The sequence below is a fragment of the Tritonibacter scottomollicae genome (genome assembly GCF_003003215.1).
Taxonomy (GTDB): domain Bacteria; phylum Pseudomonadota; class Alphaproteobacteria; order Rhodobacterales; family Rhodobacteraceae; genus Epibacterium; species Epibacterium scottomollicae.
The window spans coordinates 58124-78347 of sequence record NZ_PVUF01000014.1 but is presented as its reverse complement, the minus strand read 5'-3'; the positions used below and the strand labels follow the sequence as shown (position 1 = coordinate 78347).

15 protein-coding genes and 1 pseudogene are annotated in these 20224 nt (G+C 53.8%); 7 read left to right on the top strand and 9 right to left on the bottom strand.

Going from position 1 to position 20224, the window contains the following annotated elements:
- Nucleotides 1-229: 229 nt before the first annotated feature.
- The 7 genes and pseudogenes from CLV89_RS22940 (at nt 230) to CLV89_RS17855 (ending at nt 4899) form a co-directional block, all read left to right on the top strand.
- On the top strand, nt 230-967 hold the full coding sequence (locus tag CLV89_RS22940) for a site-specific integrase (protein WP_243395059.1): 738 nt from the start codon (nt 230-232) through the stop codon (nt 965-967).
- Nucleotides 964-2328: a tyrosine-type recombinase/integrase gene (locus tag CLV89_RS17880; RefSeq protein ID WP_106165037.1), complete on the top strand. Its 1365-nt coding sequence runs from the start codon at nt 964-966 to the stop codon at nt 2326-2328. Before CLV89_RS22940 ends, CLV89_RS17880 begins: the two co-directional genes overlap by 4 nt.
- Nucleotides 2325-3323 carry a site-specific integrase gene (locus tag CLV89_RS17875; RefSeq protein ID WP_106165036.1) on the top strand — a complete coding sequence of 333 codons (999 nt, stop codon included), beginning with the start codon at nt 2325-2327 and terminating at the stop codon, nt 3321-3323. The genes CLV89_RS17880 and CLV89_RS17875 overlap by 4 nt, the downstream gene beginning before the upstream one ends.
- A gap of 94 nt (nt 3324-3417) precedes the next feature.
- A pseudogene (locus CLV89_RS17870) lies at nt 3418-3645 on the top strand (transposase); the annotation flags it as partial.
- A gap of 27 nt (nt 3646-3672) precedes the next feature.
- Entirely contained in the window at nt 3673-4038 is a 366-nt protein-coding gene (locus tag CLV89_RS17865) for a hypothetical protein (RefSeq protein ID WP_106165035.1), read from the top strand.
- A 64-nt stretch (nt 4039-4102) separates the two neighbouring features.
- On the top strand, nt 4103-4432 hold the full coding sequence (locus tag CLV89_RS17860; RefSeq protein ID WP_106165034.1) for an H-NS histone family protein: 330 nt from the start codon (nt 4103-4105) through the stop codon (nt 4430-4432).
- An 80-nt stretch (nt 4433-4512) separates the two neighbouring features.
- Nucleotides 4513-4899, top strand: coding sequence for a thermonuclease family protein (locus CLV89_RS17855; protein ID WP_106165033.1), 387 nt, complete (start codon nt 4513-4515; stop codon nt 4897-4899).
- A 586-nt stretch (nt 4900-5485) separates the two neighbouring features.
- Here the strand turns inward: CLV89_RS17855 and CLV89_RS17850 are convergent.
- The 9 genes from CLV89_RS17850 to mobF all read right to left on the bottom strand — a co-directional run bounded on the left by CLV89_RS17850 (nt 5486) and on the right by mobF (nt 20223).
- Entirely contained in the window at nt 5486-6355 is an 870-nt protein-coding gene (locus tag CLV89_RS17850; protein ID WP_106165032.1) for a hypothetical protein, read from the bottom strand.
- Between the two features lie 724 nt (nt 6356-7079).
- Nucleotides 7080-8231, bottom strand: a complete 1152-nt coding sequence (locus CLV89_RS17845; protein ID WP_106165031.1) for a phosphorylase family protein — start codon at nt 8229-8231, stop codon at nt 7080-7082.
- Entirely contained in the window at nt 8225-8683 is a 459-nt protein-coding gene (locus CLV89_RS17840; protein ID WP_106165030.1) for a response regulator, read from the bottom strand. Before CLV89_RS17840 ends, CLV89_RS17845 begins: the two co-directional genes overlap by 7 nt.
- Nucleotides 8661-11702, bottom strand: a complete 3042-nt coding sequence (locus CLV89_RS17835) for a hypothetical protein (RefSeq protein WP_133166744.1) — start codon at nt 11700-11702, stop codon at nt 8661-8663. Before CLV89_RS17835 ends, CLV89_RS17840 begins: the two co-directional genes overlap by 23 nt.
- A gap of 417 nt (nt 11703-12119) precedes the next feature.
- Nucleotides 12120-13265, bottom strand: coding sequence for a site-specific integrase (locus CLV89_RS17830; RefSeq protein WP_165798153.1), 1146 nt, complete (start codon nt 13263-13265; stop codon nt 12120-12122).
- On the bottom strand, nt 13262-14536 hold the full coding sequence (locus tag CLV89_RS17825) for a tyrosine-type recombinase/integrase (protein ID WP_165798152.1): 1275 nt from the start codon (nt 14534-14536) through the stop codon (nt 13262-13264). The genes CLV89_RS17830 and CLV89_RS17825 overlap by 4 nt, the downstream gene beginning before the upstream one ends.
- 145 nt (nt 14537-14681) lie before the next feature.
- Entirely contained in the window at nt 14682-14951 is a 270-nt protein-coding gene (locus CLV89_RS22425) for a hypothetical protein (RefSeq protein WP_133166743.1), read from the bottom strand.
- The gene (locus CLV89_RS17820; protein WP_106165026.1) at nt 14948-15439 is read right to left on the bottom strand and encodes a hypothetical protein; all 492 of its coding nucleotides are present in this window, start codon (nt 15437-15439) and stop codon (nt 14948-14950) included. Before CLV89_RS17820 ends, CLV89_RS22425 begins: the two co-directional genes overlap by 4 nt.
- Nucleotides 15436-20223 (bottom strand): MobF family relaxase, encoded by a 4788-nt coding sequence (gene mobF, locus CLV89_RS17815; RefSeq protein WP_106165025.1) that lies wholly within the window; start codon nt 20221-20223, stop codon nt 15436-15438. Before mobF ends, CLV89_RS17820 begins: the two co-directional genes overlap by 4 nt.
- Nucleotide 20224 lies beyond the last annotated feature (1 nt).

Genomic DNA, 20224 nt, shown 5'->3' with positions numbered 1-20224 from the left:
GTCTGCTCTAGCAGAATGGCCACCGAATCCACCTGCCGCAAGCGCAGCGGAACGACACAGCCGGGCTGTCTGCGCCGCCTACAAACTGTGGCTGAGCCAAGAACGCGGATTGGCGGAGCCGTCAATCAAAGCGCTTATGTGGGAGGCGCACTACTTCTGTAAATGGCTCTTAGAGCAAACTGGAAAAGCCGATTTTGCCGATCTGAGCGTGCGCGACATTGATGCATATATGGATAACCGGGCACCGGGCCTGACTCGCAAATCGCTCAAGGATGTGGCGGAACGGTTGCGTGGCTTCCTGCGGCATCTACACCGGAGCAAGCTGCATGCAGATGATCTCTCGGGTCATGTGATCGCTCCGCTTCTCTATGCCTATGAGGGCATTCCGTCGATTCTGACCGCAGAACAGATTGCGGCGGTTCTTGAACTTGCGGGACAGGACAGCTCGCCCTTGGGGTTGCGTGATCACGCGATCCTGCAGCTGTTTGCCAGTTACGGCTTTCGGTCCGGCGAGGTCGGCAGCCTGCAGATCGAGGATATCAACTGGCGGGCAGATACCATTCGGGTGCAGCGGTCCAAGACCAATGCCACGGCGGTGCTGCCGTTGATGGAACCCGTTGGAGAAGCAATCCTGCTATACCTTCGCGAAGGTCGTCCACAGGCACATTCGCGCACCGTATTTTTGCGGAGCCGGGCTCCCTATCAAGCCATGAAATCGGGTGGGCTCTATTGCGTGGTCAAACGCCGTCTGGAAAATGCCGGGATAGAGCCAATCGGCAAACGTGGACCACATATCTTCCGCCATGCCCGTGCCGTCAGCATGCTGCGCGCCGCCACACCGCGCAAGGTCATCGGCGATGTGCTGGGACACCGATCCCCGGAATCGACAGCTCCCTATCTGAAGCTTGCCACCGAGGACCTGCGTGCAATTGCCATCGACCTACCGGGCTGGGAGGTGAGACAATGACACGCCGGCCCGAGGATGGCGATGAGATGATCGAGAACTACATCGCGCGGCTTCCATTGAACTACGCGATAACGCCGATCTACTACCGGCAAGCACTGAACAGCTTCCGACAGGTGGCGGTGTGGTTTGGCGTGACTGACCGACAAACGCTTGAATACTGGTTGCGTGAGCGTGGCGAGGTCTGGGCCCGCTCAACAGTGCAGCACCGCGCCCGGATTGTCGCCCGCTTTCTGGATGCCTTGGCGGATGACAGAAGGATTGAGAGCAACCCGATCTCCGACCTTCGCCGTGACTATAATGCCCACAGTGACACGGGCATCATACGGGCTTTGATGTCCCCTGATCCCAATCAGGCACTCGAGGCGTTGCGGCAACCCCGACCGTTCGAGAGTTCATTGGGAGAGCTGATGCGCGACCATGTCGAGCGGATGCAGCGCAGGGGCTACCGGTATGAGGCGGCCGACGTCATTTGCCGCCGGTTCGACCGCTTTCTGCAGCAACGACCCGATCTCGATGGCCAGCCACTGGAGACCCTGCTTGAGCACTACCGCTGGACAAAGACGACCGCGAACCATCCGGCCGAATGCGAGAAATTGGCCCGTATCCTGAACAAGGCACTGTGCCATGACGATCCATCACGCCCCAAACGGCAACCGGACAACTGGCCAGCGAAACAGGTCGCTCGCGGCTGGCGGCGCCCGTATATCTACAGCTCTGAGGATATCCAGAAGCTGCTTGCAATCGCCCGGGTCTATCCGTCACCGCGTTCGCCCTCGCGTGCGATCAATCTCTATACCATGCTGGTTCTAGCCTATTGCGCCGGGCTGCGGATCGGCGAGATTGCAAGGCTGACGCTTGGCGACGTTGACATGCGGGCGGGAACCATCGCGATCCGGGAGACGAAGTTCTTCAAGTCCCGTATTCTGCCGCTGTCGGACAGCGCGATGGATGCGTTGCGCGCGATTCTCGAAGCGCGGCAGAGGGCCAACGTGTCTCGCAGCCTTGATGCTGGCTTGTTCTGGCACGATCAAAAGAACCGCTATTACTGTCAGGCAACTATCAGCAATCATCTGGTTGCCATTCTGCGCATGGCAAGCCTCAAACCGGCCACGGGCAAGACCGGGCCGCGCATCCATGACCTGCGCCATACCTTTGTCGTTCACCGGATCCTCGAATGGTACCGACAAGGTGAGAATCCCCAGGAAAAGCTGCCGTATCTTGCAACATATCTAGGTCACCGTGACATCAACTCCACGCTGGTCTACATCACCGTGACCCAGGAACTTTTGCATGAAGCGAGTGAGCGGTTCCGGGCCTTTGCCACGCCGGGCAACGTTGAATCAGTTGAGGTGGCGTCATGAAATCTGATCCGCTTCCCCAATTGCTGCGCATGTTCTTCACCGACTGGATGGTCCAGCAGCGCAACGCCTCGGTGAATACCGTCAAGTCTTATCGGGATACGTGGCGGCTCTTTTTGCGTTTTGTCGCGACGCGATGTGGCAAGCCGGTTGTTGGTCTAACTCTGAACGAATTGACTGCTGTAGAGGTCATCGCATTTTTGCACCATCTTGAGGTCGAGCGCGGTGACACCATCGGCACCCGGAACTGCCGTCTCGCGGCCCTGCGTAGCTTCTTCGGCTTCGTGGCGACGCGCGAGCCAGCGCTCATGTCGCAATGTACGGAGGTTCTGAACGTGCCGACGAAAAAGGCACCGATCCGCGCGCCAGACTACCTCGAACCCGAAGAGGTGCAGGCGATCCTGGCTCAACCCGACCGCTCCATCTTGATCGGCCAGCGGGACCATACCTTGCTGTCGTTCCTCTACAATACTGGCGCCCGCATCCAGGAAGCGCTCGATCTTTGTCCGCAAGCGATCAGGTTCGATGCTCCGGCCTGCGTGCGATTGTACGGAAAAGGCCGGAAAGAACGGATCAGCCCGCTTTGGCCCGAGACGGTGGCCTTGCTGAAGTCGCTGCTTGAGCGAACACCAAGGCCGGTCGATGCGCCACTCTTCGTGAACCGCTATGGCAAACCGCTGAGCGCCTCGGGGGTGCGGTTCAAACTGGCGGACTATGTCAGGGCGGCTGAAAAGGTCACACCGTCGCTGGCAACAAAACATGTGACGCCGCACAGCTTCAGGCACGCGACAGCCGTGCATCTGGTCGCCGCCGGAGTCGACGTCACGGTCATCCGAAGCTGGTTAGGTCACGTTAGCCTCGAAACCACAAACCACTATGCCCAAGCGAATCTGGAGACCAAACGCAGGGCGCTGGAACGGGTCGAAAGACCGAAGACCGATCGCCAGCCTTCATGGCGACGCGACCAGAGCGTGCTCGACTGGTTGGATACGCTCTGACGCGCATCAAAATAATGTGGAGGCCATAAACCGGAAGTAGCGAAAAACCAATATTTTGGCGGACTTCCTCCGCATTATACTCTCCTCGCGATAATTCAGAGAAGCGTTGGAAGACAAGGGGATAAAGGCGTGCATCCCTGGCCGCAAACAGCGTAAAACCCCTGTCAAGTACGACAAGCGCCGTTACAAACGCCGCAACCAGATCGAGATCATGTTCGGCAGGCTGAAAGACTGGAGAAGGGTCGCAACACGATACGACAGATCACCAACAGTGTTCCTGTCAGCTATCGCTCTCGCCGCTCTCGTCATCTTCTGGCTATGAAGGATAACGAGTCCTGACCCTAGAGGCATGAGACAGCTTAAACTGATCCCGATGTCAGATGGTGAAAAAGGGAAACCCGGCGCACAATGGTGGGACGGGGCATATCAATGCCGGAATTTCGAAGGGTATTTCCAGAAACGTAAACAGGGCAGGGGGCCTTGGAAGTTTGACATCGAGGGTGTCGGGTTCGATGGTATTTCAGCCTATGTCTATCGGGTTCGTGAGGATGGAGAACTTGAAGAGGAGAAAGTTCCAATCGACGATCAAGACAGGATCACAGTGAATGGACGAAAGTATGGGTCCAAGAACTGGGAACCCTGTATCGAATTTTTTGTCCAATCAGTAAGCAAAAATTTGCTTCGAGATCCGAAGGCATTATTTGGAAGGTTTTGAATGTTCGTTGCTACAGGTCGGAATTTATGCTTTCTGGTAGCAATCACATATCCAGAGGGGCATCATGAATATTAACCTTGGTCAACTCAGCCGCACTGAACTCGAAATCTTGGCGAAAGATATAGAGGTCCGCATAGTTGAGCTTGAAAAAGAAAACAAGGAGCGAGCCTATTTTGACATGCTCGCCATCGCTGCAAAATACGAAGTAAGTTTTCAGGAGGTCGTCGATAAATTTGCAAAGCCGACGAAGAAATCGACTTCAAAAAGGGCTCCAAGATATGCGAACCCTGAAGATCCTTCACAAACGTGGACAGGGCGCGGTCGTAAACCTATCTGGCTGATCGAGGCTGTTCAATCCGGGGTTTCAATGGAAGAGCTTGAACTCAAATCCTGATTTCTCCACAGCTACAAGAGACCAGTATATCTATCAAAGGTGAGGTTATAGGCCTCACCTTTCTTTTTTAGGAGAACCTGATGAAGGTACTTTCAACGCTATTGATCATACTCACTGCATCAGTATCTCAGGCGGCCCCGGTGAGCAGCGGAGACATCTACATGATCGACGGAGATACGGCTGATATCGGAGGGCAACGGTTTCGGCTGGTTGGCTACGATACGCCCGAGACCTACAAGCCAAGGTGTGGGTACGAGAAAGCGCTAGGAACAGAGGCGACAAAGCGTGCCCGTCAGCTGGTCGATAACGCGGGCAGGGTAGAGGTGGTCGTCCTCCCAGGGCGCGACAAGTACGGTCGAGGACTCGCCCGTTTCTATGTCGCTGGCGTCGATCTGGGCGAGATCCTGATCTCAGAAGGTTTAGCCAGGTCCTACAATGGTGGCCGTCGGTCGAGCTGGTGCAAGTGATAGGGTCAGTGCCGACATAGGTTCACCAGTCCCGTGAACGGTTCGCAAGCGAAGGGTCCGATTGCGGCCGTAGTCCTGGGAGGTCGGGCTTGGAAGGTGTCTCCGGACACGAGCTGCATCATAGCCCAATCTGCTGCTGACATGTCTGGGTCCAATGACATCCTACCTGCTGGCGGGTGATGTGATCCGAGCGGCGTTGAGTTCTGCAGGCCCGTTCTTGGTTCCAGCTTAAAACACTCAATACCAAAAACGTGTTATCATCAGAACGGCTTCAGACTGATCCGAGTCGAGCCGATCTGTGGAGGTGCGTTTGACCGTTCCATCGCTCTTTATTCTGACGCTAGGTTGGGCCGCGATCTTCGGGATTTGGTCAGGTGTTTTAGCGGCCCTCTATTACCTTTTTTTCTTGAGCGTCCTGTCAGGGAAATTCTCGGCGTACTGTGATCGTGTCGCGATCTGGGAGCTGAAACGCTGAATATTTCAGAAGGTCGCGAGACGGGGAGCTGGTATCTTTTTACTCTCCTTATGCGGGTGATTTGAGTGGCGCTGAGTGTTGACGTGGATCGCCAACACTCCCGGCCGAGGATCATTCTCCAAGTTTACTCCAAGTGCCTGTAACCGGGGCTGAAGACACATCGGATGTGGCCTTGGCTACACGGCTCTCACCACCTCCAAAAATCAACTGCATCTTCTGATCGTAGAACGCCCGTGTGATGGTCGCACGGTTTCCAGCGTACCCATGATAAGCAGACTTGCCAGATGTGAGCGGAAGGCCGGCCCAGATGCGCGCCAGGTTGTTCTGATAGGTCGCCAAAGAAATCTTCCCCGATCCAAACTTGTGATGGCCGGCGTCAGCAAGGAGAAGCGCGGCCATTCGGTTCTGAGTGGAGCGGTTGAAGAGAACACCGTCAGGCAGTCCAAGACGTTTTTGCAAATTAAGTAATGTCGAAGGAATGATCTGAAAGTTTCCGATGGCGTGAGGCTGGCCAGGGGTGTCGCCGATCCACTGATAGATTTCTGCCAAGGTCATCTGAGACGGTTGCTTGGCGGGCCGGATTTTGGCGTCATGGTGGATGGAGTCATAGCGACCCTTTGGAGCCTCGGCGAAGGCAATCAGTGCAAAGAGCTGATCGACACTGGATCCTGATGGGAGCTGGAAGGTGCTCGGGGCAGGTGGTCGCTTGCCGGGGCGAGCGCGTTCAAATTCATCGAGAGCGACCCACTGATTTGCCCTGTCCGTGGATCTCCATGGGCTGTGATCGGAGGCGGGGTTTTCCACGAGAGATTTCCGGATCTGAGCCGCTTCTTCGAGGTCAAAACTACCTGAGCTCGACCAGTCATCAGCAAGGATCGCCGTAGGGGGCAGGAGAGCCATCAGGAGCGCAAGGTAGGCCGTCCGTAGCCCAGAGGTGCGGAGGGTAAAGGAAGCGCTCAGCGCCTTCTCGTTGGCGGGCATGAGGCCACGATCTCCTTTGAATATCGGGCCGTCAAAGCTGTGTTCGGCCCTTTGGTCCTCATAAAAGGTCCACACATAACGCAGCAATCTGCAGGAGCGCGGTTTCATATGTCCGGCCACATGACCCTGTATGCGTATGAAAACAGCTCCGAAATGTGGCTAGCCGAATGGCTGGTTTCTCTTGAAGTCGCTGACCTCAGGAAAAATTCTAGCGGAGACAGGAAAAAAATACCAGCCTCGACGAGTACCCACACTTTCATTTGCCGCAGAGCTTCTCTCCAGTGCGTGGATTGTTTTTGGCGCGTTTCTAGCTACTTTCTGCTTCTGATGAAAGCGCCGGGTTTTACCTTTTGTCGGCCGCGGAGCTGCGTGTACCTTGGTTCTCTCACCATCGCGTATGTGCGCAATCGCCACACATTAGAACGCGATGTTGGCTTGCCAATGTCAATCGCGGTTTAAGAGCAGCGCGAGCTTTTCATTCGATGTCTGGATCGGGCCAACACTACATCGTACGGCAACCGCGGCCTCGGGCGAGATGAGTTCAGGATTCTCACCAACAAGGATTAGATATTTGACCACTGTTGCTGAGGGGGAAAGCGTTGGCCATGCCTGAGGCAAAACCAAATCGACGGCTTAAAGTTTCATGTGGCACATTTTTCATGGGATCTCTATAAAACCAAAGCGTCGACCAGCCTCCCCCCTTTTTTTGCAGTTTTCGTTCTAATCACGCGTTCGGCTGAAAGTACCGCTCGATTGCTTTGATTATGAACCTGCTCGAAACAAAGCAGCCGTATTCTTGGATGCGGTCGTCCTTACTTTTATCGGCCAAGTCCACCACTACCTTTGCGCAAATAACATCCGGTTTATAAATTGATAAGTGAGCAGCACGGTGAATTGCATAAATCTCCATGTCGAGTCCGGAAACTCTGCGATGAAATTGTTGAACATGATCCATATGAGCAGCGTCAGCAATGACCGCTGATCCACTCGTAAAGGTAACCATTTTAGGTTCGGACATTGTGCTGGGTCTGTTTCCATTCCAACCGATTTCAAAGTTCGAAACATTACCCTCCTCTTCGATTAAATGGAGTATCTTGGATCGAAGTCCTTCAGATACAGGTATTTGATACGGTTCAGATTTAAAGCCATCACCTGACCATTTTCCACTTTGGTACTCGTAAGCCAGTTCGGAAACCAGCAACTGACCCATCTCCGCTTTGCCGTCGAACCCCGCGCAAATACCGGACATGGCAACTAGCTTTGGTGAGTAAAGTTCGATGTACTTTCCTGCAGTAACCGCCGCGTCTACCAAGCCCATTCTCGGCAACTCGATCACAGATCCGCACTTTTCACCAATTTCCACGTCGTAACGAGTGATGCCGTCAGAGCTTACTGCTTTGCCATTAAGTTCAGGAAAAGAAGTATACGGTGCTCGTTCCTTACGGAGTGCTGTGAAAATTAGAAAGTCTTTTTTTGTATTTGCGGCAGATTGCATGATTAGTATCTCAAGTGCGTTTTGCCAAACGTCTTTCTCGTGAAAATTTGCTAATATGCAGCCATTGCGTTCAAATTTTGAACGGATATCTTCGAACTCATCCGGAAATGAGCTGATCGCAATGAGCTTTATGTGCGGATTTGGAGAGCTTTTTAGGTGTTGAATTATGCCGAGTCCATTTTTTTCCGCTTCAGCTCCGGTGTAGGCCGGTATTCGCACATCGATTATGCAAATATCTATATCTTCGCCAAGCTTTTGAGAGAACTCCACTAGGTTTGTAGCGACAAGAATTTCGAGATTTCCACTATTCTTTGATCTTAGAAAGTTGATAATCTCCTCAAGCTTGGCAACGTTGTCTTCAGTAACTAGTATTTTTACCATATTGAGTCCACGATAGTTTTTATTTTTGATCGATTTAGGGACGACTTATATTTGTACAGGACGGTGCCCCTAACTTTTTGTCCGTACTTTTTTTCCAGCGTTGTTTTGGCTGCCTTCAGTTTTATTCGCTTTCCGCCAAGTGAGATATCAGGATATTGTGTTACGATTACTACGTTGAGTTCCTTTCCCAAGGCTTTTAGTGAGCGAAGCACCTCCACTCCGCCTAGGGCTTGATCAAGACCGCCGCTTATCGATTCACAGCTCGCTGTAAAAGTCGGTAATGCCATGTCTAGTACAATCAAGTCGTAATTGTTTTCAGTTACCGCCATCACGGCTTCTCGAACGCTGTCCGCCTCACTGAGTATTAGGTCAGAACCAAGAAACTCCTTGAGATATCCAGTGATCTCTTCCTTTTTGTGCGCCTCGTCTTCAATCAGCAAAATCTGTTTCATCTTCGATACGCTCTGAAGCTACCTCCGCTTTCAATGTAAAGCGAAGTTCGATTTCATTACCAACGGACGTCAACTCCACAGTGTGTTTCCCCTCATTGAGCTTTGTAATGTACTTTACTTTTTTTAGGCCTGAGTAGCCTTCTGTCACCATGTCCTTTCCTGTTTCTGTTGATTTCAAAGCGTTATTTATTCGGTTTACGCACTCTTCAACTTTTTCGTCATCGATATGTGACGAAACTGATAATCGGACTCGATGCAGGTTCGTATTTGGAATCTCTTCTGTTTTCGAGTTAACACGTATCTCACCCTGCAGCTCTCCATGGTGGATTGCGTTCTGTATTAATACTGCCAAGCAATCATAAATCCTGTGTACACTGATGCCTGTGTATTCAGTTTTTAGCGCGTTCCCTGTTACTATTGTTGGCATTTCTTCTCGGCCGAACTCTATGTCGATGATGTTACATAGGGAATTAATGGTTGCAGGTACGAAGCCGGTTTCCGGAAGTCGAAACCAACTGGCTACTTTTGTGAAAACTGCATCAATCTCCTCGGTCAGTTCCGTAAAAACCCTTCTCTCTTCGGGCCCATTGTACTTCAATAGTGCTGATTCTAAAGATTGCTTAACTTCGCCGGCCATTTTTACCTTGATCTGACGAGAAGCATAGTCAAGTTGAGGGCCAATCTGTTTCCAGCAGAACGCGATAATTAGATCGGGAAGCATCTCCGGGCCGGATAGCTTAAGAGATTGCGATAATTGTGATACACTGCGTATGGTCGCGGAGTCTTCAAAGTTCAAAACAGGATCGAAGAGGGAGTTTGGCTTGGATTCATCCAGAAACTGAAGATATTCTTTCCGAATTCTTTCGATGTAATTTCGATAGAACGATTGCCACCCTTGTAGAGCATAACCGAACCGCGTACCCGCAATGACTGGGTGGTACATTGGGGAAGAAAGTACGCCATCGATAGGGTCAGTCATAACACCGTGAAGAGTATTGTGCCGAATTCGTCGCCCAAGATACGATTCAATTCCAAATTCCGCATTAATGCAAAATTCCTTAAACGCTTCGACCGCAATTTGTTTGACTAGATGGTCAACCGTTGAGGAAATTTGAACGATGGGAACTTTCGTCGTTTCTCCAGTTTTTTCATTCTTGATATCAGCTACCGCTGCTAGAGTTGCTACTAGTTTCGGTAGCAGTTCTTTATATTGCTGTGTATATGCAGAAGGGTTTGCTTCCAACCAATCCCTCATTGCGACGGAGTCGACAAACATTCGACTAGTGTCAAAGTACTTTCTTAGAGTTGCAACCTTGCCCCGTGTCTCAATCGCTTCGGCCTCGATGATATATTCTATACGATTAAGGGCGAACCCAATACAATGCAAAATTTCTTTTCTTGCTTCACTGGCTTGCTCTGGTGATTGAATAAGAGAATACATTTTTTGCAATGTGGCTTCGCTTAAGGAAGTTGCTAGGTAGCTGGCAATTTGAGGGCTTTCAGTTGTCAGGGATTTTATAAAGGATGGAATGTGACTGTTGAAATTCGCACTAATGTACTGTTCTAACTTTAAGCGATAATCAAAATCGATATCTGGATCTGATGAACGTCCACGGTATAGGGCAAGTGCAAGAACCGAAATTAGAGGTCTTGTCGATTCGGACGCATTCAAGTGAAGGGATTGCAGTTCCCTTTCCAGCAACAGCGAGTCCAGCCCAATTGTGTTGTCGAAAATGAACTTAACATCTTTTTCCTCGATAAAGGATAGGTTAGCTGGCTGCTGAATAAATCTCAGGAAAAGATATGTTCGATAAAAAGTGTCAACTCTGACATTTTCGTGGTCATGTAAGTCAAGTCGAAAATCCGAGTTAGTACGTCTCATTATGGCGATGTTGTCGAATGAATTTGCATGCCATGTGTCTATGCCTCGGTGTAAGGAGGCGACTAGGCGATAGCCAACTACTCTGTCGATATCATTTCTAAACTTACAAAGGTTTTCAAATTCAAGAAAGGCAGCGCTGTACCGGTAAATTCGGAGTGAAAGGTCGGTACCTTCGTTGATGTCTTCAGTAAGCTTTGGCTGATGAAGTTGAGAAACTTGGAGCTGAGCATCTCGAAAAGCGGTAAAGATATCTGTGTGCAGATGGTTTTGTATTTTTTCTTGCGCATATGGAAATCTGTCTCGGAGGTTCATTAAAATCCAAAGGGCGTGTACAGTATCTATCAAGCTTATTTCAACGGCTCGATGGAGGAAGGCAGCAGCGTCGTCATTTGAAACTGGTGTAAATACAATGTTATTTAAGCTTTGACTCCTGCGGAAGTTTGCGCCGACGCTTCGGCGTAAAGTGTTTGTATGCCGACGTGCAACTGAGAAGATAGAGATCTTATCTTCAATATTCTCTAGTGCGCTATATTGGATTCCGGGATACTCTTTGTGACCTAGTATTTCATCCGCCTCTGCCAGGTCGCGTTGGAGGTATGTTTCGTTTTTTGCGTTCGATTTCAAATATGCAATTTTATAACTAAGATAACGGGAAGCTCCCCATTCCTTAGCGCACGCTTTCACCGCGCCGCAGGCATCTTCTGTGCTGACATTAGAAATTGTGGAGAGAAACTTGATCGTACCAATCGCCTTGTGCGATAATGTCTTCCATGAGTTTAGAAATCCACAGGCGTAAGCGATTTCTAATTCTATTTTATGAGTAGGGTTCTCATAAGTTACCCATGTCTCTTCTTGTTTAAGATCTTTGGGTTTTCTATTTTTTAATCCAAATGGGGATTCTAATAATTCGGCAGCTACCGCCATGTCTGCTGCATTTTGGTTTGCACGAATATTTTGCTCGATTTTCGAGGTTAACCCATTTTGCTTGTATTTCGATATTGCTCCACGAACGTCATTGCGCCGCTCTTTTGAAAATCTTCTTACCAGGCTGAGAACCTTAGGGGAAACACTCTCAGTGTTGCGGCGAGCAAAGGTTTCTAATCTTTTCAATTTGTTGCCTTGCCTAATCTTGCTCATCAGTGATGAGGTTTACCTTTGTCAGAGTTGCGGCTGGTCGAGACGCCACTCTTCATTGGTTATGTAAAATATGCTAGAGACCAAGGACAATATGGTTCGAGTTACGGAATTTTGCAACAAACGTTACTGCTTGGGGTCGTCTAAAGTCGTTCGCAGAGTGTTGGGTCTGGTTGCCTGTGTTTGGTTCGTGTATTCCGGTCTGTGTACAGACGGGAAGTAGTGTACAAACGTTATCCGGACTATCATTCTATCGGTCGAGAGATTGCAGAAATCCAGGTTTTCTGTCGAAATCGGAGAACGACCAGTATTATCACTGGTGCCACGGCTCTGAGCTGCTGTAACTGCGCATTCCTGAACAGATTCTTGCCTCAATGTAAGACATAACTGCTAATCTCTCTATGTGCCTGCGTCGGTCCGCTAGCCGCCCAACAATCCGTCTATTCTCTGCGCCACCTTGTCCGCAGCTTTTTCGAGAAATCCGGCATCGAGATGCGCGTATCGTTCGGTGCTGCCTGGCGACCTGTGGCCGAGCAGTTTGCCGGTCATGTGCAGGGACTCCCCTGACATGATGGCGTGAGAGGCGTATGTGTGGCGGAGATCGTGCAACCGAATTTCGTCGGGCAAACTGGCCAGATGTTTGAAGGTTTGCCAAGCGTGGTCGATGGATGTGCGATGCGGCTTCATTGTGCGCTGCGCCGGGAACACGTAACTGGACCGGGGCTGTTTACGCAACCGGCCGAAGTACTGGATAGCAGCATCGCTCAGATTGACTTCGCGCGGTCCCGTCTTGGTGTGCTGGAGGGCAAGCTTGTCTTTCCGGACCTCATCCCATCTCAACCGCAGGATCTCTCCAGAGCGGCAGCCTGTCAGCAGCATCAGCCAAATTGCGTCCGCAGCGTCCCGCTGTCTGGCGGTTGCGGAGTCCAGCACGGCCGCCAGCCGCCGGAGCTGGTCACTGCTCAGCACGCGCCCGCGTGCCAAGCGCCGGTTGAACCGCAGAGGGGCGGCCGGGTTGGGGAAGTCTTCGGGGAGGTGGCCTGCCTCCCTGGCCCAGTTCAGAATTGTCGTGAAGTGACCAAGCGCCTGGTTGGCCCCGCCCGGCCGCGAACGGGAATAGGCATAGAACCACTCGGCAATCTCCGGCGTCGTAATCCGTGCAATCTTCCGCGGACCAAAGGCGGGCAGAAGTTGCGTGTCCAGATAGTACCCCAGAGAGGAAATGGTGGAGGCTGCATAGACCCCGTGCTTGGCATCCAGGAATGCGGTGCAGAGCTTCCCAAAGGGGAGCGTGTTGCGCTGGAGCGGGCCCGTGGCGCGCTGGCTGTTACCCATGTTTCCGTGGAAGGCTTCGCGTGCCGCATCGAGATCCATGTCCTCAAAACGGCCCAGGGTGACGCGCCTGGTTTTGCCGGCTTCCCGTTTCCAGCAGACCCAGGACCTTGCGCCGCCCGGCTGGATACGCAGGGCCAGGCCATCGCATTGCGCGTCATGCAGCACGTATTCCTTCTTGCGCGGCTTAAGGGACGACAGGATCAGCGGGGTGAGAAGGGTGACGGTCTTCATGCGCCTGCGCCCCGGTTCTGGCTCGTACGCCTCCATGCGACCAGCCCGTTCCGGAAGGTGGCAGGGTCGATCCCGTTTTCAGCACAGAAGGCGTCGATGGAGAGGGGCGATCTGCAAAAGCGCTGGTAAAGGGAACGGTCCGCCCCGCGCCCCGAGGCTGGAGCCTTGACGATCTTTTCCAGATGGGTGCCAACGCGCTGGCTCGCGGCCTTGATGGTGCGGTCTTCGAGATGGGCGTAACCTTCGGTGGTTGCGAGATCGGAATGGCCCAGCAGCCCGCCGATCACGCGAAGGTCCAGCCCGGCGTTGACGCCAACGGATGCAAAGCTGTGACGCAGATCATGCAGGCGGATTCCATCAAGTTTTGCACTTTGCCGCAGCTTGCGCCAGATCCTGTCAATCCGGTGGTCCGGCATTGGGTCCTTGCCCTCACCGAACACGTACAGGTTGCTACGCGGAAAGGAGGCCAGGACCCGTTTTGCGGGACGCCCGAGCCAGATCGCGCGCGGTCCGGACTTGGCATCTGGCAGAGCGCAGCGCAGGCCGTCGATCATGTCCCACCGCAACGCTAGCGCTTCTCCCTTGCGGCAGCCGGTGAGGGCGAGAAAGCGGAAGAACCCGGCCTCACGCGGGTGGGTTTCCTCCAGCCGCCGTAGAGCAGCTCCCAGCCGCGACCACTGTGCCTCGGAGAGGTAAGTGGCCGTGAAGCTTGTCTTGCGGCGCCTCAGCCCCTTGCAAGGGTTGCTGCCGGGCGGCTGGAGGCCAAGCAGTTCCGCGTGGCGCATCATACCGGACAAAACGGCCAATGCCCGGTTGCCGCTGGCGGCACTGCCGGGCAACCCGTCTTTCCAGGAAGCCAAATCTGCCCGGGTTACCTGACTGAGCCGCTTGCTGCCTAGATAAGGGATAATGAGGTGCTCGACGTCGTGCGCGTGGGCGCGATGCGTGGCCAGTTTCCATCTCGGGGCGAGATCCCTGAGATAGCGGCGGCTGAAGGCGGCCACCGTCGGTACGGCGTCCGGAGCTGCCCCTGATTCTACGCCGTCGAGCAGCGTGCGGGCCAGCTCGCGGGCCTGGGGCAGGGGGATCGCATTGGCCCGTCCGAGTGTCTGCTTCCGGGTCCTGCCATCGTCACGCCACTGCACGATCCAGGAGCTATTGGTGCCGCGCTGCCGGAGGCCCAGCTTGGGAACCTCAGCGTCCCAATGTACGGTCTCTGACCGTTGGGAAGTGGGACGGGCATTGGCGGTGTTTAGAGCGGATTTACGCATGGCTGTGTTCCTTCTCTGCTTCAGGAAAAATTCCGCGCAGTTTCCCGGGAAGCGGCCAGGAAAAGCGGGGAAGCAGCATAATTCAGGAAGAGAAACCGCCGCCGCGGCCCGTTCCGCAGGCGGGTAAGCCAGTCGGTTGAATGGCTTACTGGGTGCCTTGGAACGTCGGTTTCGGCCCGGGGGCCTCAGATTTGTCCCACACATAACGCAGCGATGCTGCAATCAGCGCAATGCGCTGATTTAATTGACAAAACTGGCGTTTTGCCAATCGGTCACTGGCAGCAACCTGTGACGCCCTATTTTTAAGGGTCGAAATCGCCTCTGGCCCAGCTGTGGCCCGGCTCTGGCCCAGGCTGGCCCACCCCTTGGCCCAGCTGTGGCCCGGCAAAATCGGCTGCTGCTCCGTCGGTTTCATCGCTCGATCTCCTCTTCCAAATCGGACTCGATTTCATCGCCGCCCATTTGCAGTTGGTTACGTACCGCGACCGTGAATGCTGCTTCTGCGCTTTCGAGGTTCGACAGCTCTTGTTCCTTCAAGAGGCCGTTGTGTTCGCGCAAATCCTCAATCGCATCAGTTGCAAAGGCAAGCAGCTGTTGTTGCCCGGAATTCGTATCAGACATCAAAGACGCGACGAGCAAACGGAGCATCTGCATCTCTTTCATCACCTGGAGCCGAAGCGAAGAAAGGAGTTCACCTTGTTGGCTGATTTGATGCGAGAGAGCGCTCAGATCAGTGCTGCTATCGGCAGGTGCGGCCTTGGTGTTTTCTGATCCATCTGCAGCCTCCTGAAGCTTCTGGATCGCCTGCTCAAGTGCCTCCTGCCGGGTCTCCGAGCTGCCCTCAATCAAGGCGCTTGCCAGAGGACCGAGGCGCACACGGAGGTTTTGTTGTACGTCGCTCATCGTTCAATTTCCTTCTGTCGCTGCAGGACCAGTTCAGCCTGCTTTTCAAATTCTTTAAGTTTCGCTTCAAAGAGGCCGGGTAGGGTAGGGGCGTCAGGCTCCCTATCCCTGATCGTCTTTTCCTTCTCGGGTTCAGCTTTTTCCTGCTGTTGATCCTTGGCTTTCTCTTCCTCTGGCTGCTGCTCGCGAACGCCAATCAGACGACCGTCCATCCATGTGTCGAGCGCTGTCGGCCGGATGCCGGTCTGCTTTTCGATGGTCTTTGACAGACGATCTGGATCGTCCGTCAGAAGGACCGCCTCGTCCCGTGCGCGGCTGATTTCCACATAGAAACTTTTCTGTGTGGCGAGACGTTCGGTTGAGTTCATGGCCACGATCACACGATCCACAGATTCACCCTGAACGGCATGCGCAGTGGCCGCGTAGTCATGCTCCATTCCGCGCGCTGCAATGCTGTTCTGCGGCACGCTGATGGTACTGCCATCCAGCGCTTTCGCTTCAATTATTCCACCTGAGGTTGATTTGATTTCAACACGAACACCGTTGGTGACACCCGCCTCTGGATCGGTGATCCGGAACCGCACCTGGTCGCCGGCCGCCATTTCCCGGTTCTCTCGATCATAGGCAACAAGGGCTTTTCCGAGGTCTCGGCGATTGAACTTTGCATCGAGTGGGAGGATGGATTTCTCGCCGGTTTCTTCATGCTGGACGATCAGCCTGTTGCGCTGATGATCGGATTGCTGAACCACATAGAGGTTGTTTTTCTGCAGCCCGAATTCCTTGCTGGTGGCCACTGACAGAACCAGATCGCCGGGGGTGTAGCTGCGCGCATCGGCAAGTTGGGTTTCGGTCAGTTGGCGATTTTGGAGGCCCTTCAGCTCGACTTCTTCTCCTTTCAATCGTCCCTCCTGCCAAAGCCCATCACGGACAACGCTATTGATCTCTGAGCGGGAGGCATTGGTGAGGGTGAGGATCCGGGTGCCTTCACGTTCACTCGGGGACAGCAACAAGTATCGCTCTGCGGCGTCAATGCTGAGGTTTTCCACCTGCAGAACATTGCCCTCCATGCGGCTGAAGGCAGGTTGGATTTCCTGACGGATCGAGTGATGGACGGCCGCTTTCAGATCATCGTTCCGTTGTCGGCGGATCTCATCCATGACGGCTGTCCGCATCCCGGCGTTCTGCAGCTGCGCATAAGGTTGACCTGCGGCCACGGAATCCAACTGCTGTGTATCGCCGACCAGGACCACACGAGGTGCACCGGTGCGCTCGGCGTAATCCATGAAGCTGCGCAAGTCCTGAGCTGAGGCCATCGAGGCCTCATCGACCACCAGAATGGTCTTGCTATTGTCCACGTCCTGCGGGTGGTGACGTTCAGCTGTCGTGATCTTTGCGAGGGTTTCCGCGCTGCCAAGTACACTGGCGAGTTCGTGCACAGCTTGGTGGCTTGGGGCCATACCCTTTACGTCGTACCCGGCTTGCGCGGCGTAATGCGACATGCGCTCAAGCATGTAGGTTTTACCAGTACCCGCATAACCCTGAATACCAACATATCGCCCCTCTCCCGTGAGAGCCGTTTCAATTGACGACCGCTGACCATCAGTTAGAGAACGGACGACGTTTAACCGTCGGGATAGTAAGCTTTCCCCATTGCGTCCTTGTTCGGACGGGAGGTCCAATCCGCCACTTTTCTCGGAAGCCTGCCACGTCGCAATAATGGAACGCTCCAAATCAACAGATGCCTTGTCTGTGAGCATTTCACCCTCATCGCCGCTTACAAATAACCGACCGTCTTTAATGCGTGTGTTAATTTCTTTATCGACCTGATCAAAACTAGAGCCGTAGGCAAATTGTAAAGCAGTAATTGTCAAATGCCCACGGCTATATGCGGAGTCGCGTTCACTTATATGCTCGACCGCTCTATCCACCGCTTGAACAGAGTCGATAATTTCCTCGCGTGGTTTTTGTGATTCAATTTGTGTTGCCAATGCGGTTGTCTGGATGCCGGTATTCTCTGCAATGTTTCTTGCCAGGGCCGCCCGGTTGTCCGTGTATAAAACCGCCTCATCCCGTGCGCGGCTGATTTCCACATAGAACCCCTTTTGAGTAGCCAGCCTGTCGCCGCCATTCATCGACACAATGACCCGATCAACAGTTTCACCCTGAACCGAATGGGCGGTTGCTGCATAATCATGTTCAAGACCGCGCGCGCCGAGGCTTTGTGCATTGAGTTGGATTTGCTTGCCGTTGGATGTTTCCAATCCAATCGCGCCATCCTCGACGGATGTAATTTTTGCTCGCTCACCATTGGAAAGGTCATTGGCTTTGTCGGTGATCCGGATGCGTACCGCATCGCCGGCCGACAGCTCTCGATCCTCCGGCCGATAGGCCATGAATGAGGCACCGAGTTCCTTGTTTCCCGTCATGCCATTCAGTGGGATATCGAGGCGTACCCCGTCGGATTCACGCGCGACCGTCAGGCTGTTGGTTTTTGTGTCGGCCTCCTGAACGATGTAGAGGGCGTTTTTCGACAGCCCATGATCCTTGCTGCTGACAAGGGACTGCAAGACATCGCCGGCGGCGTAGCTCTGCGCATCACTCCTTTCGACAGCCGTCATCGGGCGGGGGGCAAGACCAGAAACAGTCACACCCTCAGATGCGAGGCTGCCTTCCTGTTTCAACCCGTCTCGAACCACTGCGTTGATTTCGGCGCGGGACGCGTTTGTGAGCGTCAGGATACGGGTCTCTGATCGCTCATCGGCCGGGAGGGATAGATATTTCTCTGCTGCCGCCTGCTGTGGGTTTTCCGCCTTGTGGATGTTGTTCTCCAGCTTGGCGAAGGCACCAGCAATGTCGCCACGCACGGTGTCATACACTGCCTCGCGCAGGGTGCCATCGCGTTGCCGCCTGATTTCATCCATGACGGCCGTCCGCATGCCGGTCTCCTGAAGCTGGGCAAAGGGTTGGCCGGCGCTCACGGCATCAAGCTGCTTGGTATCACCGACCAGGACGACGCGGGCAGCGTTGGTGCGCTCCGCATAGTCCATGAAGCTGCGCATATCGCGTGCGGAGACCATCGAGCTTTCATCCACCAAAAGGATCGACCGGCTGTTGTCCACTTTCTGGGGATAGTTGCGTTCGCTGTTCACGACGCGCGCCAGTGTTGAGGATCCGGGGAGGGCGGTATCCAGTTCTTTGACCGCCTGAAGGCTAGGGGCAAAGCCCTTGACCTCATAGCCAGCCTGACCGGCCAACTCGCTGAGTTTTTCGACCATGTAGGTCTTACCAGATCCCGCGTAGCCCTGAACACCGACATACCTGCCCTGACCGGAAAGTGAGGTTTCGAGCGCAGCCAGCTGACCTGCTGTCAGCGTGCTTTCCTTCGCCAAGGTGGCGGAAAGATCAGGGATGCCCGATTTGGCGTGTCTTGAGTTTAGATCGAGACCGGGGGTCTGTTCAGAGTCTTTCCACGTCTGCAGGACCGCTTTTTCGACCGCAACCGATGCGCGATCGGTGAGGTGTTCGCCGTTCTTTCCGTTGGCATAGAGATCGCCGGCCTCGATGCGCCGGTCAATTTCCTTGTCCAGTTTTTCAAGGTTGGTGCCGCTGGAGAAGCGAAGCGCCGCTGCCGTGAGGGTGGAGCGTTCATAAACAGAGTGTCGCTCGCTTACATGCTCGATGGCTTTGCTCACGGCCCGTCCTTCAATCGTATCAGGCGTCGTTTGTGCTTTCGGTTGCTGTTGCTGCGGGGCTGCAACCAGGTTTTTCATCCACGAGACGATGCCGGCGACGAGTGAGGCCTCTTTTGGGTCCGATTGAGGGGTTTGCTCTGCCTCTTGAACCGAGCGCGGTATTGGGGTCGGGGCCGTTGGCGCGATAGGGGCGTTCTCAATAGTTCCGCGTTCCAGCTGATCCCGGCTGAGACCTGCGGCAAGCGCATCAGATCGCCAGTCAGCGCGCAGGGCCTCCCGGTCCAGGTTCTTATGCTTGGCTGCACGGGTCGCCAGTGTGGCCTTGCTCGCCGTATCAGCAGAATATTCTACACCCTTGTTATCAAGTGCATTTAGGATCTCCTGTCGGCGCTTTGAAAATGTTTCCGTGACCTCACGTGGGATGCCGGAAATATTCACCTCTCCATACCTACCGCGTTCAGTGGCGATCCCGTGCTCCTTCATCCGGTTCTCAAAGTCGGAACGGTAGATCTCTGTGATGAGCTTGCGATTGTTGAAGACAGCCTCATTGCGGATGGCAGTGAAGCCATCATTCTCGTTCTTCGCCATATTGGCGATGACGGCATGGCTGTGCAGGTTTGGATCAAGCGCACGCGAGGTATCGTGTCGGTAGATGCCGGCGATGATACCTTCAGCATTCTTGGTGGTTATTTCCCCGTCTTGCTGGAACCGGGTCTTGATGAACCGCTCTTCCACCACCGTCATGGCAGAGCGCACGGCAGCGTCATGGGCCTCAATGATCCGATTGTCGCCAATGACCAGTGCTGCTACCGAGGCCGATTTTGATGCAGAGAATGTCAGATCAAGGCCGGGCCGGTGCTGGCGTTCACCATCCACATAGCGCCCCATCAGCTTACCATCCGGAGCTTCACCATCGAGGAACTGTGCGAACTGTTTGTCATCGACAAAGCCGGTCAGGCCGTTTTCCTCAGCGGCCTTTCCGAACCAGGTTGCAGCCTTCTGGCCCTCTTCTGATCCGGCTTTGTAATAGCCTTCTTCCTTGTAGTAACCGCTGGCAGCAGCCCCGGCCGAGACGTTGGAAATCGACATCATG

What these genes read in the sequence shown, in the direction of transcription:
- CLV89_RS22940 (WP_243395059.1), top strand. Translation starts at nt 230, where the DNA reads ATGGATAACCGGGCACCGGGCCTGACTCGCAAATCGCTCAAGGATGTG.
- CLV89_RS17880 (WP_106165037.1), top strand. Translation starts at nt 964, where the DNA reads ATGACACGCCGGCCCGAGGATGGCGATGAGATGATCGAGAACTACATC.
- CLV89_RS17875 (WP_106165036.1), top strand. Translation starts at nt 2,325, where the DNA reads ATGAAATCTGATCCGCTTCCCCAATTGCTGCGCATGTTCTTCACCGAC.
- CLV89_RS17865 (WP_106165035.1), top strand. Translation starts at nt 3,673, where the DNA reads ATGAGACAGCTTAAACTGATCCCGATGTCAGATGGTGAAAAAGGGAAA.
- CLV89_RS17860 (WP_106165034.1), top strand. Translation starts at nt 4,103, where the DNA reads ATGAATATTAACCTTGGTCAACTCAGCCGCACTGAACTCGAAATCTTG.
- CLV89_RS17855 (WP_106165033.1), top strand. Translation starts at nt 4,513, where the DNA reads ATGAAGGTACTTTCAACGCTATTGATCATACTCACTGCATCAGTATCT.
- CLV89_RS17850 (WP_106165032.1), bottom strand. Translation starts at nt 6,355, where the DNA reads ATGCCCGCCAACGAGAAGGCGCTGAGCGCTTCCTTTACCCTCCGCACC.
- CLV89_RS17845 (WP_106165031.1), bottom strand. Translation starts at nt 8,231, where the DNA reads ATGGTAAAAATACTAGTTACTGAAGACAACGTTGCCAAGCTTGAGGAG.
- CLV89_RS17840 (WP_106165030.1), bottom strand. Translation starts at nt 8,683, where the DNA reads ATGAAACAGATTTTGCTGATTGAAGACGAGGCGCACAAAAAGGAAGAG.
- CLV89_RS17835 (WP_133166744.1), bottom strand. Translation starts at nt 11,702, where the DNA reads ATGAGCAAGATTAGGCAAGGCAACAAATTGAAAAGATTAGAAACCTTT.
- CLV89_RS17830 (WP_165798153.1), bottom strand. Translation starts at nt 13,265, where the DNA reads ATGAAGACCGTCACCCTTCTCACCCCGCTGATCCTGTCGTCCCTTAAG.
- CLV89_RS17825 (WP_165798152.1), bottom strand. Translation starts at nt 14,536, where the DNA reads ATGCGTAAATCCGCTCTAAACACCGCCAATGCCCGTCCCACTTCCCAA.
- CLV89_RS22425 (WP_133166743.1), bottom strand. Translation starts at nt 14,951, where the DNA reads ATGAAACCGACGGAGCAGCAGCCGATTTTGCCGGGCCACAGCTGGGCC.
- CLV89_RS17820 (WP_106165026.1), bottom strand. Translation starts at nt 15,439, where the DNA reads ATGAGCGACGTACAACAAAACCTCCGTGTGCGCCTCGGTCCTCTGGCA.
- mobF (WP_106165025.1), bottom strand. Translation starts at nt 20,223, where the DNA reads ATGATGTCGATTTCCAACGTCTCGGCCGGGGCTGCTGCCAGCGGTTAC.